Annotated in this window: 16 protein-coding genes and 1 other annotated feature; of the genes, 13 read left to right on the top strand and 3 right to left on the bottom strand. The window is 44.6% G+C overall.

Features of this window, described 5'->3' with window-relative positions:
• The first annotated feature begins 21 nt into the window (after nucleotides 1–21).
• Nucleotides 22–97: a sequence feature (ribosomal protein L21 leader region), on the top strand.
• A 13-nt stretch (nucleotides 98–110) separates the two neighbouring features.
• Genes rplU through rpmA form a run of 3 tightly spaced genes read left to right on the top strand, consistent with a single transcriptional unit; the run spans nucleotide 111 to nucleotide 1,057 of the window.
• A complete protein-coding gene (rplU, locus tag MKX38_RS13745) occupies nucleotides 111–419 on the top strand; it encodes a 50S ribosomal protein L21 (protein WP_003229668.1) in 309 nt (102 codons plus the stop codon).
• A gap of 2 nt (nucleotides 420–421) precedes the next feature.
• Nucleotides 422–760, top strand: a complete 339-nt coding sequence (locus MKX38_RS13740) for a ribosomal-processing cysteine protease Prp (RefSeq protein ID WP_003229669.1) — start codon at nucleotides 422–424, stop codon at nucleotides 758–760.
• A 12-nt stretch (nucleotides 761–772) separates the two neighbouring features.
• Complete coding sequence (rpmA, locus tag MKX38_RS13735; RefSeq protein WP_003222623.1) at nucleotides 773–1,057, top strand: 50S ribosomal protein L27; 285 nt, start codon at nucleotides 773–775, stop codon at nucleotides 1,055–1,057.
• Between the two features lie 120 nt (nucleotides 1,058–1,177).
• On the opposite strand, the gene MKX38_RS13730 is transcribed toward rpmA, so the two are convergent.
• Nucleotides 1,178–1,300, bottom strand: coding sequence for a hypothetical protein (locus MKX38_RS13730; RefSeq protein ID WP_003229671.1), 123 nt, complete (start codon nucleotides 1,298–1,300; stop codon nucleotides 1,178–1,180).
• A gap of 77 nt (nucleotides 1,301–1,377) precedes the next feature.
• Between MKX38_RS13730 and spo0B the strand changes: the two genes are divergently transcribed.
• From spo0B to pheA, 4 genes are read left to right on the top strand one after another with little or no spacing between them, the layout of a single operon-like run.
• Nucleotides 1,378–1,956, top strand: a complete 579-nt coding sequence (gene spo0B / locus MKX38_RS13725) for a sporulation initiation phosphotransferase Sop0B (RefSeq protein ID WP_004399131.1) — start codon at nucleotides 1,378–1,380, stop codon at nucleotides 1,954–1,956.
• A 33-nt stretch (nucleotides 1,957–1,989) separates the two neighbouring features.
• Entirely contained in the window at nucleotides 1,990–3,276 is a 1,287-nt protein-coding gene (gene obgE, locus MKX38_RS13720) for a GTPase ObgE (protein ID WP_003246161.1), read from the top strand.
• 60 nt (nucleotides 3,277–3,336) lie between these two features.
• Nucleotides 3,337–3,780 carry a transcriptional regulator ThrR gene (thrR, locus tag MKX38_RS13715; RefSeq protein WP_003222630.1) on the top strand — a complete coding sequence of 148 codons (444 nt, stop codon included), beginning with the start codon at nucleotides 3,337–3,339 and terminating at the stop codon, nucleotides 3,778–3,780.
• 16 nt (nucleotides 3,781–3,796) lie between these two features.
• A complete protein-coding gene (gene pheA, locus MKX38_RS13710; RefSeq protein WP_014477545.1) occupies nucleotides 3,797–4,654 on the top strand; it encodes a prephenate dehydratase in 858 nt (285 codons plus the stop codon).
• 24 nt (nucleotides 4,655–4,678) lie between these two features.
• On the opposite strand, the gene MKX38_RS13705 is transcribed toward pheA, so the two are convergent.
• A complete protein-coding gene (locus MKX38_RS13705; RefSeq protein WP_004398582.1) occupies nucleotides 4,679–5,221 on the bottom strand; it encodes a transcription repressor NadR in 543 nt (180 codons plus the stop codon).
• Nucleotides 5,181–6,368 carry a cysteine desulfurase NifS gene (nifS, locus tag MKX38_RS13700; protein WP_029727121.1) on the bottom strand — a complete coding sequence of 396 codons (1,188 nt, stop codon included), beginning with the start codon at nucleotides 6,366–6,368 and terminating at the stop codon, nucleotides 5,181–5,183. The genes MKX38_RS13705 and nifS overlap by 41 nt, the downstream gene beginning before the upstream one ends.
• Before the next feature lie 102 nt (nucleotides 6,369–6,470).
• Between nifS and nadB the strand changes: the two genes are divergently transcribed.
• The 6 genes from nadB to MKX38_RS13670 all read left to right on the top strand — a co-directional run bounded on the left by nadB (nucleotide 6,471) and on the right by MKX38_RS13670 (nucleotide 12,831).
• Nucleotides 6,471–8,066: an L-aspartate oxidase gene (gene nadB / locus MKX38_RS13695; RefSeq protein ID WP_181217303.1), complete on the top strand. Its 1,596-nt coding sequence runs from the start codon at nucleotides 6,471–6,473 to the stop codon at nucleotides 8,064–8,066.
• Complete coding sequence (gene nadC / locus MKX38_RS13690) at nucleotides 8,020–8,889, top strand: carboxylating nicotinate-nucleotide diphosphorylase (protein ID WP_033882942.1); 870 nt, start codon at nucleotides 8,020–8,022, stop codon at nucleotides 8,887–8,889. Before nadB ends, nadC begins: the two co-directional genes overlap by 47 nt.
• Nucleotides 8,876–9,982, top strand: coding sequence for a quinolinate synthase NadA (gene nadA / locus MKX38_RS13685; protein ID WP_339187417.1), 1,107 nt, complete (start codon nucleotides 8,876–8,878; stop codon nucleotides 9,980–9,982). Before nadC ends, nadA begins: the two co-directional genes overlap by 14 nt.
• 116 nt (nucleotides 9,983–10,098) lie before the next feature.
• A complete protein-coding gene (gene safA / locus MKX38_RS13680) occupies nucleotides 10,099–11,262 on the top strand; it encodes a spore coat assembly protein SafA (RefSeq protein WP_015251553.1) in 1,164 nt (387 codons plus the stop codon).
• Nucleotides 11,263–11,409: 147 nt separating this feature from the next.
• On the top strand, nucleotides 11,410–12,006 hold the full coding sequence (gene sgpA / locus MKX38_RS13675) for a spore germination protein SgpA (protein ID WP_015714450.1): 597 nt from the start codon (nucleotides 11,410–11,412) through the stop codon (nucleotides 12,004–12,006).
• A 102-nt stretch (nucleotides 12,007–12,108) separates the two neighbouring features.
• A complete protein-coding gene (locus MKX38_RS13670) occupies nucleotides 12,109–12,831 on the top strand; it encodes a YebC/PmpR family DNA-binding transcriptional regulator (RefSeq protein ID WP_041339264.1) in 723 nt (240 codons plus the stop codon).
• Nucleotides 12,832–12,833: the final 2 nt, after the last annotated feature.

Genomic DNA, 12,833 nt, shown 5'->3' with positions numbered 1-12,833 from the left:
TTTAATGTTATGGATGTAGCACCATTGCTACAACCGCTCAGTACAGGTGTTAAGAGCTTTTACAGCCCCCTGGTATCTGGCGAGTCTTAGTCTAATAGGAGGTGCAGAGAATGTACGCAATCATTAAAACAGGCGGTAAACAAATCAAAGTTGAAGAAGGCCAAACTGTTTACATCGAAAAACTTGCTGCTGAAGCAGGTGAAACAGTTACTTTTGAAGACGTTTTGTTTGTTGGCGGAGACAACGTGAAAGTCGGCAACCCTACAGTTGAAGGCGCAACAGTAACGGCTAAAGTTGAAAAACAAGGCCGCGCGAAAAAAATCACTGTTTTCAGATACAAACCAAAGAAAAACGTTCATAAAAAACAAGGTCATCGTCAGCCTTACACTAAAGTGACGATCGAAAAAATCAACGCGTAAGCATGATTCAGGCAACAATCAGAAGGTCTCATGATAAAGGCATATTGTCTTTTGAAATGACGGGCCATGCGAATTTTGCTGAACATGGACAAGATCTTGTTTGTGCCGGAGTGACAGCCGTTGTGTTTGGGGCCGTTAACGCGGTCATTGTGCTCGCGGGCTTCGAGCCGCTTCTTGATATAGGGGAGGACGGGGGTTATTTTTATTTTGAATTCCCTGAATCTCTTGATCCAGAGGCACGCCAAAAAGCTCAGCTGCTGATTGAAGGCATGATTGTTTCGCTGGAGACAATCGAACGGGATTACAAAGACAACTTGCGTGTGACCACAAACATAATATAGGAGGTGAGCTACATGCTTAGATTAGATCTTCAGTTTTTCGCTTCTAAAAAAGGAGTAGGTTCTACAAAGAACGGACGTGACTCTGAGGCTAAACGTTTAGGTGCTAAACGTGCTGACGGTCAATTCGTAACAGGCGGTTCTATCCTTTACCGTCAACGCGGAACAAAAATTTACCCAGGTGAAAACGTGGGCCGCGGCGGAGATGACACTCTATTTGCGAAAATCGACGGAACTGTTAAATTCGAACGTTTCGGCCGTGACCGCAAAAAAGTGAGCGTATATCCTGTAGCTCAATAATGATTCAAAAAACTCCGGTCGATGATGACTGGAGTTTTTTTTGCAATATGCGGAGTAAACACCTAGAATGAAATGCAGAGTATGTGCGAGCAGACCCCGCCAAGAATGAGAATAAACATCTCAAACCCACTGGATATGTTCCCCAAGCAGTAATACATAAAATGTTCTGCCTGGCTGCAAATCAACCAAAGCCAGAAAAAAGGAACATGATATTTCTGGGAAAAACAATTGTTTTTCTAACAAAGCCTTCTCTGTTATAATTCATAATACACACTTATACAGACTCCTAAATAAGAAATTAAATGATTGGGAGTGCGAAAATGAAGGATGTTTCAAAAAATCAAGAAGAAAATATAAGCGACACGGCATTAACAAACGAACTGATTCATCTGCTTGGCCATTCCCGGCATGATTGGATGAATAAGCTGCAGCTGATTAAAGGAAACTTAAGCTTACAGAAGTATGACCGTGTCTTTGAAATGATTGAAGAAATGGTTATAGACGCAAAGCACGAATCAAAGCTCTCAAACCTGAAAACACCGCATTTGGCGTTTGATTTTCTTACGTTTAATTGGAAAACCCATTATATGACGCTTGAATATGAAGTTCTCGGAGAAATTAAGGATTTGTCGGCTTATGATCAAAAGCTGGCGAAACTGATGAGAAAGCTGTTTCATCTGTTTGATCAAGCAGTCAGCAGAGAGAGTGAAAATCATTTAACGGTTTCGCTTCAAACGGATCATCCTGACAGACAGCTGATTCTGTACCTTGATTTTCACGGCGCCTTTGCCGATCCATCTGCTTTTGATGATATTCGGCAGAATGGATATGAGGACGTTGATATCATGCGTTTTGAAATCACGAGTCACGAATGTCTGATTGAAATTGGGTTGGACTAGCGGAGTTTTTAACGGTTTAGAACGGAGGACATTATGTTTGTAGATCAGGTCAAAGTATATGTAAAAGGCGGCGACGGCGGCAACGGTATGGTTGCGTTTCGCCGTGAAAAATATGTGCCGAAAGGCGGCCCTGCCGGCGGTGACGGAGGAAAGGGAGGAGACGTCGTTTTTGAAGTAGATGAAGGTCTCCGCACCCTGATGGATTTTAGATACAAAAAACACTTTAAAGCGATTCGCGGCGAGCATGGCATGTCCAAAAACCAGCACGGGCGAAATGCTGATGATATGGTCATTAAAGTTCCGCCGGGCACCGTTGTGACAGACGATGATACAAAACAGGTCATTGCTGATTTAACAGAGCACGGACAGCGGGCTGTCATCGCAAGAGGCGGAAGAGGCGGAAGAGGAAATAGCCGCTTTGCTACACCGGCTAATCCCGCGCCTCAGCTTTCAGAAAACGGCGAGCCGGGAAAAGAACGCTACATTGTTCTTGAATTAAAAGTGCTTGCAGATGTCGGACTTGTCGGGTTCCCGAGTGTGGGAAAATCTACTTTGCTGTCTGTTGTCTCATCTGCAAAACCGAAAATTGCGGACTATCACTTTACAACGCTTGTCCCGAATCTCGGCATGGTTGAAACGGATGACGGACGCAGCTTTGTCATGGCTGATTTGCCGGGGCTGATTGAAGGCGCACACCAAGGCGTCGGACTGGGCCACCAGTTTTTGCGCCATATTGAACGGACGAGGGTTATTGTTCATGTCATTGACATGTCAGGCTTAGAAGGCCGTGATCCATATGATGATTATCTTACGATTAACCAGGAGCTGAGCGAGTACAATCTGCGTCTCACTGAGCGTCCGCAAATTATCGTTGCAAATAAAATGGACATGCCGGAGGCTGCGGAAAATCTCGAAGCCTTTAAAGAAAAGCTGACGGATGATTATCCGGTATTCCCGATCAGTGCGGTGACAAGAGAAGGTCTGCGTGAGCTTCTGTTTGAGGTTGCCAATCAGCTTGAGAACACACCGGAATTCCCGCTGTATGACGAGGAAGAGCTTACACAAAACCGTGTCATGTACACGATGGAAAATGAAGAAGTGCCATTTAACATTACACGCGATCCAGACGGTGTATTTGTGCTTTCAGGAGACAGCCTTGAGCGGTTATTCAAGATGACTGATTTCTCACGTGATGAATCGGTTAAACGGTTTGCAAGACAGATGCGCGGAATGGGTGTTGATGAAGCACTCAGAGAACGCGGAGCCAAGGATGGAGATATAATCAGGCTTCTGGAATTTGAATTTGAATTTATTGATTAATGAATGTTGGCTGAAAAGAGAGCCTGGTGCCAGGCTCTCTATTTTAAAGGGGGGATGCAAATGAAAGAGGAGACATTTTATCTTGTCCGTGAAGATGTATTGCCCGATGCAATGAGAAAAACATTAGAAGTCAAAAAGCTGCTTGATCGAAAAAAAGCAGATTCAGTAGCAGATGCCGTTCAAAAGGTCGATTTAAGCAGAAGTGCGTTTTATAAATACAGGGATGCTGTTTTTCCATTCTACACCATGGTAAAAGAACAAATTATCACACTTTTCTTTCATTTGGAGGATAGGTCAGGTGCGTTATCTCAGCTTCTTCAGGCGGTAGCTGATTCTGGAAGCAACGTTCTTTCCATTCACCAGACCATTCCGCTTCAAGGCAGAGCAAATGTGACACTGTCTATCAGTACGTCGGCAATGGAAGAAGACATTCATACATTAATGAATAAGCTCAGGAAGTTTGATTTTGTAGAAAAGGTTGAAATATTAGGTTCAGGTGCATAAGGGAGAGAAAATCGTCATGAAAGTCGGTTATTTAGGTCCAGCAGCTACATTTACACATCTAGCAGTCAGTTCTTGTTTTCAAAACGGCGCCGAACATGTTGCTTACCGCACCATTCCGGAGTGTATAGATGCAGCCGTTGCAGGCGAAGTTGATTTTGCTTTTGTTCCTTTGGAAAATGCATTAGAAGGATCTGTTAATCTAACAATAGACTATTTAATACATGAACAGCCCTTGCCAATCGTGGGTGAAATGACGTTGCCGATTCATCAGCACTTGCTCGTCCATCCCTCTAGAGAGAATGCATGGAAAGAGCTCGACAAAATTTACTCACATTCACACGCGATTGCGCAATGCCATAAATTTCTTCATCGACATTTTCCTTCCGTTCCATATGAATACGCCAATTCTACCGGGGCGGCAGCAAAGTTTGTCAGTGATCATCCCGAGCTGAATATCGGGGTCATTGCCAATGATATGGCAGCTTCTACATACGAATTAAAAATCGTGAAACGGGATATACAGGATTATAGGGACAATCATACAAGATTTGTTATCCTGTCTCCTGATGAAAACATATCTTTTGAAGTGAATTCAAAATTGAGTTCTAGGCCCAAAACGACCTTAATGGTCATGCTGCCGCAGGATGATCAGTCCGGGGCGCTGCATAGAGTGCTGTCTGCATTTTCTTGGAGAAATTTAAACTTGTCAAAAATTGAGTCACGTCCGACTAAAACCGGATTAGGCCATTATTTCTTTATTATTGATATTGAAAAAGCGTTTGATGATGTATTGATTCCAGGGGCCATGCAGGAGCTTGAAGCGCTCGGCTGCAAAGTGAAGCTCCTGGGTGCATACCAGTCTTACCAATTATAAAAAAGCCCTCTAGAGGGCTTTTTTTTAGTCTTTAATTAAAATGCCGGCTTCTTCGAGGGCTTGACAAGCTTGATCGATGCGATGTTCATCAGGTGCTGTCAGTGTATGCAGGTGCACGCCGTCGGTCAGCTGTGATAAGTAGGCAGCATTCGTAGAATTGATTTTTTTAATGAAATGGCTAACTTCCTTCCGGGTGCCTACTTGGATGGCTGCAGTTAAATCTCCATACACGGGATGCTCGATTTTTACGTCTTTTACTGTAACGCCTTCGTCGACGATGAGCTGCAGTTCCTCTTCTGTCCGTTCAGGACCGTGCAGACATGCTATGATTCTTTCTGCCTGCTGGTGCTGCTGAGCGGCTGCATCCATGTATACATATCCTTGGCTTGTGGCGATAATCGGTACATTTTTCGCTTTCAAGAGCGATATATCCTGTACAATAACCTGTCTTGAAACGTTCGCTTTTTTTGCGAGTTCTCCTCCTGTCAGCGGTGATTTAGATTCCTTCAGCCACAGAAGAAGCTGGTCACGCCTGTTGGCGCCCATTAGCTTTAATTCTTCGGTCAATATCAAATTCTCCTTTCTTTTGTTCCCAAAGCACTGTAAACGTATGTAATAACTGTTCCAGCTGTTCAGCTGTTGTATGCCTGCCAAAAGAGATGCGGATAAATTGCAGAGCTTCTTGTTCGGTTTTTCTTAATGCTTTCATTGTTTCAGACGGACCGTGGTAACCTGCAGAACAAGCGCTGCCGGTTGAAATGCAAATATTACTCCGATTACATTCTAACATAACATATTGTCCTTCAAATGAGTGAAAAAAACACCCTATAATATGCGGAAGACATTCTGCTTGCGAAGTGTCTGCCGCAAGGGTTACAGGGAGAGACCGAATACGGATTTGGTCTAGAAAGTATGTTCTTAATGCCTCATTGCGGGATATCTGTTTTTCCATTTCGCTTACGATCAATTCTGCAGCGGCAGTGAAGGCACCGATCCCGGGAACATTTACGGTGCCGGCTCTGAATCCGTATTCGTGAGTAGTCAGAGGATAAACGGGTTTCCAAGGGACATCCGGACGGATATAGACCGCCCCTACTCCTTTTGGACCGTGGATTTTATGGCTGGACATTGAGAGTGCATCTACTCCCAGATTTTTTGTATTGATCGGGATCTTTCCAAACGTTTGAACAGCGTCGCAATGAAGAAGAATGCCCTTATTGTGCAGGTATGAAGACAGGCGGTGAATGGGCTGAATGATCCCGGTTTCAGAATTTGCATGCTGAATAGATACAAGGCCTGTTTCCGGCCGGATATGGGCTAGTAATATTTCCTCGGTAATAAGCCCGTATTCATTCGGTTCAATGACTGTTACATCATATCCCTGCTGTTCCAAAAAAGCAGCGCAATTATGAATGGACTGATGCTCCATGGCAGTCGTAATAAAATGTCTTTTCGTTTTTGGCAGGCCGTTTAGCAATGATTGAATGGCCAGAAAATTGGATTCAGTGCCGCCGCTTGTAAAATAGATGCCGCTTGCTTCTCCGCCAATGATGTTGGCGATTTTTTCACGGCAGTACTCCAGTATGTGCTTTGCTTTTCCTCCTGCATCATGCAGGCTGCTGGCATTTCCGTACATATCCATACTAAGCTTCTGATATACAGTAAGGGCTTCCTCACAAATAGGCGTTGTCGCTGCATAATCTAAATAAATCATCCGGTCTTCCCCCATCCGTTCTCCATAAAAAACTCTTGAGTTTATTTTATCCTTGTGTAAATATAGGTGTCAAGACAGGTGTAAACAACAGGAGGATGGCATATGTCTAAAAAGACGATTGCAGTCATCGGTTCAGGGGCGGCGGCACTTTCCTTAGCTGCAGCTTTCCCGCCCTCATACGAAGTGACTGTTATCACAAAAAAAAGCGTCAAAAACAGCAATTCTGTCTATGCACAAGGCGGGATTGCTGCGGCCTATGCAAAAGATGACTCGATTGAAGCCCATCTGGAGGATACGTTATACGCAGGGTGCGGCCATAATAATCTAGCTATTGCAGCAGACGTATTACATGATGGAAAAATGATGGTTCAAAGCCTATTGGAGCGTGGATTTCCATTCGACCGCAATGAACGAGGCGGTGTTTGTCTTGGAAGAGAAGGGGCCCACTCATACAACCGCATATTTCATGCAGGCGGAGACGCAACAGGCAGGTTGCTTATCGATTATTTGCTCAAACGGATCAACAGCAAAATCAAGTTAATCGAGAATGAAACGGCAGCAGATTTGCTTATAGAGGACGGACGATGTATCGGCGTCATGACAAAAGACAGCAAAGGGCGGCTCAAGGTAAGGCACGCAGACGAAGTTGTGCTGGCTGCCGGCGGCTGTGGAAACCTGTTTCTTCACCATACGAATGATCTCACTGTCACAGGTGACGGTCTTTCTCTGGCTTACCGGGCCGGGGCGGAATTAACGGATTTGGAGTTTACTCAGTTTCACCCGACACTGCTTGTGAAAAATGGTGTTTCCTACGGACTTGTTTCAGAAGCTGTCAGAGGGGAAGGCGGATGTTTAGTAGACGAAAACGGCCGCAGGATTATGGCTGAACGGCATCCTTTAGGTGACCTGGCTCCAAGAGATATTGTCTCACGGGTTATTCACGAAGAAATGGCAAAAGGAAATCGCGTTTATATAGACTTCAGTGCGATTTCTGATTTTGAAACGCGTTTCCCTACCATCACCGCTATTTGTGAAAAAGCAGGGGTTGATATCCACAGCGGAAAAATTCCTGTTGCTCCGGGAATGCATTTCTTAATGGGAGGTGTTTCAGTTAATCGCTGGGGAGAAACGACAGTGCCGGGGCTTTATGCGATTGGCGAGACAGCATGCTCCGGTTTACATGGAGCAAACCGGCTTGCAAGCAATTCTTTATTGGAAGCGCTGGTATTTGGAAAAAGGGCAGCAGAGCATATTATCCAAAAACCGGCTTATAACAGGCAATATCAATCAGGGCTAGAAACCAGTGTCTTCTACGAGGTGCCGGATATAGAGGTGCATGAACTGCAAAGCAAAATGACAAGCCACATGTCTATTCTGCGGGAACAAAGCAGTTTGATTGAGCTTAGCATCTGGCTTCATACGCTGCCTTTTCAGGAAGTAAATGTGAAGGATATCACAATTCGGCAGATGGAACTTTCTCATCTATGGCAAACTGCAAAGCTGATGACGTTTTCTGCGCTTTTGCGGGAGGAAAGCAGAGGGGCTCACTTCCGCACCGATTTTCCTCATGCTGAGGTGAGCTGGCAAGGAAGACAAATTGTCCATACAAAAAAAGGAACGAAGATCAGAAAAAACGAGGGGATTTGGAACAATGAATCATTTACAGCTGAAAAAATTACTGAATCACTTTTTTCTTGAGGATATTGGGACAGGGGATCTTACATCGCAGTCTATTTTTGGAGAACAGAGCTGTGAAGCGGAGATTGTTGCAAAGTCAGAGGGTATTTTTGCAGGAGCAGCGATCATAAAAGAAGGCTTTTCGTTATTGGACGAAAATGTTCAAATCATTTTACACAAAAAAGATGGGGACATGTTGCATAAAGGTGAAGTGATTGCCGAGTTACACGGTCCCGCAGCTGCGCTCCTTTCAGGAGAGCGGGTCGTATTAAATCTTATTCAGAGGCTGTCAGGAATTGCGACAATGACAAGAGAGGCTGTTCGGTGTCTGGATGATGAACAGATTAAAATTTGTGACACGAGAAAAACAACACCGGGGCTCAGAATGCTGGAGAAATATGCTGTCAGAGCCGGCGGCGGGTATAATCATCGATTCGGTTTGTATGACGGCATCATGATTAAAGATAATCATATCGCAGCATGCGGCTCTATTTTAGAGGCGTGCAAAAAAGCCCGTCAGGCCGCAGGGCACATGGTAAATATCGAGGTGGAAATTGAAACGGAGGAACAGCTGCGGGAAGCAATTGCAGCTGGAGCGGATGTTATTATGTTTGACAACTGTCCGCCTGATACGGTCCGTCATTTTGCAAAGCTCACACCGGCTAATATAAAAACTGAAGCCTCTGGCGGGATTACGTTAGAATCTTTGCCTGCTTTTAAAGGGACGGGTGTGAATTATATTTCATTAGGATTTCTGACTCATTCCGTCAAAAGTTTAGATATCAGCATGGATGTTACGTTATCAAATGAATCTGTGGAGGAATGCTGTTATGTCAATTCTTGATGTGATCAAACAATCGAATGATATGATGCCCGAAAGTTATAAAGAACTATCGAGAAAGGATATGGAAACGCGCGTTGCCGCCATTAAGAAAAAGTTCGGCAGCAGGCTCTTTATACCAGGCCATCATTATCAAAAGGATGAAGTGATACAATTTGCTGACCAAACAGGCGACTCCCTGCAATTGGCCCGAGTAGCGGAAAAAAACAAAGAAGCGGATTATATCGTATTTTGCGGCGTTCACTTTATGGCAGAAACCGCCGATATGCTGACAAGCGAGCAGCAAACGGTCGTCCTGCCAGATATGAGAGCTGGATGTTCTATGGCTGACATGGCTGACATGCAGCAGACCAATAGGGCATGGAAGAAGCTTCAGCATATATTTGGAGATACGATCATACCTTTAACTTATGTGAACTCCACTGCGGAGATCAAGGCATTCGTCGGAAAGCATGGCGGAGCAACTGTAACTTCTTCGAATGCGAAAAAAGTGCTTGAATGGGCGTTTACACAGAAAAAAAGAATTTTATTTTTGCCTGATCAGCATTTAGGGAGAAATACGGCTTATGATCTGGGCATTGCGCTTGAAGATATGGCTGTGTGGGATCCGATGAAAGATGAATTAGTAGCTGAATCCGGGCATACGAATGTGAAAGTGATTTTGTGGAAAGGGCATTGCTCTGTTCACGAGAAATTCACCACTAAAAATATCCATGATATGAGAGAGCGAGACCCCGACATTCAGATCATTGTGCACCCGGAATGTTCACACGAAGTCGTGACACTAAGCGATGATAACGGATCAACGAAATATATTATCGACACAATCAACCAGGCTCCGGCGGGAAGCAAGTGGGCAATCGGGACAGAAATGAATCTTGTTCAGCGGATCATTCACGAGCATCCAGATAAACAAATCGAATCACTCAACCCTGACATGTGCCCTTGCCTGACAATGAACCGAATTGATTTGCCGCATTTGTTGTGGTCGCTGGAACAAATTGAAAAAGGAGAACCTTCAGGCGTCATCAAGGTGCCAAAAGCCATTCAGGAAGATGCACTCCTTGCCCTGAATCGAATGCTTTCGATCACGTAGATCAGAAATATTTTCCCTTCCTTTACTCATAACTTCTTTTGTTCAGGCATATGTTGTGAAGAAACATATTGTAATCACAGCTGAACTGTTCACGTTTTGCATAGGAGGGGAAAACGTTGAAAATCCATATCGTTCAAAAAGGCGATTCGCTCTGGAAAATAGCTGAAAAGTACGGAGTCGATGTTGAGGAAGTGAAAAAACTCAATACACAGCTTAGCAATCCAGACTTAATCATGCCTGGAATGAAAATAAAAGTGCCGTCAGAAGGAGTCCCGGTCAGAAAAGAGCCAAAAGCGGGCAAAAGTCCTGCGGCCGGGAGTGTGAAGCAAGAACATCCATATGCGAAAGAGAAGCCTAAATCCGTTGTCGATGTAGAAGACACAAAGCCGAAAGAAAAGAAGTCCATGCCGTATGTCCCGCCGATGCCTAATTTGCAGGAAAATGTGTACCCTGAAGCTGATGTGAACGATTATTATGATATGAAACAGCTTTTCCAGCCTTGGTCGCCTCCTAAACCGGAGGAGCCAAAAAAACATCATGACGGAAATATGGATCATATGTATCATATGCAAGACCAATTTCCACAACAGGAGGCTATGAGTAATATGGAAAATGCTAATTATCCGAATATGCCTAATATGCCAAAGGCGCCAGAGGTAGGCGGTGTAGAAGAGGAAAACGTTCATCACACAGTTCCGAATATGCCGATGCCGGCTGTTCAGCCTTATTATCATTATCCGGCTCATTTCGTACCGTGTCCGGTGCCTGTTTCGCCAATTCTTCCAGGATCAGGATTATGCTATCCGTACTATCCGGCACAGGCTTTTCCAATGCATCCGATGCATGGATACCAGCCAGGCTTTGTATCGCCTCAGTATGACCCGGGTTATGAAAACCAGCATCATGAAAACACCCATCACGGACATTACGGTTCATACGGTGCGCCGCAATACGCATCTCCGGCTTATGGATCTCCGTATGGACATATGCCGTATGGCCCTTATTACGGCACTCCCCAAGTAATGGGAGCATACCAGCCTGCTGCGGCTCATGGTTACATGCCATACAAAGATCATGACGACTGCGGCTGTGACGGTGATCATCAGCCATATTTCTCTGCGCCTGGCCATTCGGGAATGGGGGCTTATGGAAGCCCTAATATGCCATATGGCACAGCTAACCCAAATCCAAACCCATATTCGGCAGGAGTTTCTATGCCAATGACGAATCAGCCTTCTGTAAACCAAATGTTTGGCCGGCCGGAAGAAGAAAATGAGTGATCGTTCGGAACGATGTAAATCGTTCCTTTTTTTGTTTTCAAGCAGATCACTGCCAAATGGAGAGAACTGACACGCTTAACATGCCCCCCATACGCACATGATAAAAGCGAGCAAACATGCTCAATTCGTCCACGGGGGGTTTTTCCATTGGGTAAAAAAATGACGATCGCTAGCTTGATTCTAATGACAGCCGGCTTAACAGCATGCGGAGCAAACGATAATGCTATGAATGATACGCGCAATAACGGCAATACCCGTCCAATCGGATATTATACAAATGAAAATGACGCCGATAGACAGGGAGACGGAATCGACCACGATGGTCCTGTTTCTGAATTAATGGAGGATCAGAACGACGGTAACCGAAACACCACGAATGTAAATAACCGTGACCGTGTTACTGCTGACGATCGTGTTCCTTTGGCAACTGACGGAACATATAACAACACGAATAACCGAAACATGAATCGGAATGCAGCGAACAACGGGTATGACAACCAAGAAAACAGAAGACTGGCTGCAAAAATTGCCAACCGTGTGAAACAAGTGAAAAACATCAATGACACACAAGTTATGGTATCGGATGACCGAGTAGTTATCGCAGTCAAAAGCCACAGAGAGTTCACAAAGTCTGACAGAGATAATGTCGTAAAAGCAGCGCGCAACTATGCAAATGGCCGTGACGTTCAAGTATCAACAGATAAAGGGCTGTTCAGAAAACTTCATAAAATGAACAACCGCTAGGAAGGAAGGGCTGCCGGAAGTGATATTCGGCAGCCTTTTTCTTTGCATCAGCGAACAATTCCCATTAAAGTATACATAGAAAATGTAAAAGAAGGTGAAAACATGGCAGGCCATTCCAAGTGGAAAAACATTCAAAAAAGAAAAAATGCACAGGATGCAAAGCGCGGGAAAATATTTATGAAGCTGGCAAAAGAAATCTATGTGGCAGCGAAAGAAGGCGGAGCGGATCCAGAAGCAAATTCAGCATTGCGTCTTGTCATCGAAAAAGCAAAAGGCGCCAATATGCCGAATGAAAATATAGATCGGGCCATTAAAAAAGCTGCGGGAGGCCAAGACGGAAGCAGCTATGAAGAAATCACCTATGAAGGCTACGGCCCTTCAGGGATTGCCGTCATGGTTGAATGCGTAACAGATAATAAAAACCGAACGGCGTCAAATGTGCGGACAGCCTTTAATAAAAATGGCGGAAGTCTGGGAGAAAGCGGATGTGTAGCCTTTTTATTTGAACGAAAGGGGTTCATTACGATAGACCGTACTGAACGGCAAATAGAAGAAGATGAGCTCATGCTTGATGTGCTTGAAGCAGGAGGAGAAGAGCTGCGAATTGAAGAAGACCTATATGAGGTTTTCACAGAGCCTGAGCATTTTGAAGAGGTGAAAACAGCCCTCGAATCGAAATATCCAATTTCTTCGGCGGAGGTGACCATGCTTCCCAATACCTATGCAGATGCCGATGATCAGGCTGTTGAGAAGCTGGAAACATTAATAGACATCCTTGAAGATGACGATGATGTTCAAGAAGTGTATACAAACTATCGCTCATAAAA

The sequence above is a fragment of the Bacillus sp. FSL M8-0025 genome (assembly GCF_037975475.1).
Lineage (GTDB): Bacteria > Bacillota > Bacilli > Bacillales > Bacillaceae > Bacillus > Bacillus subtilis.
This window is presented reverse-complemented; position numbering and strand designations above follow the sequence as displayed.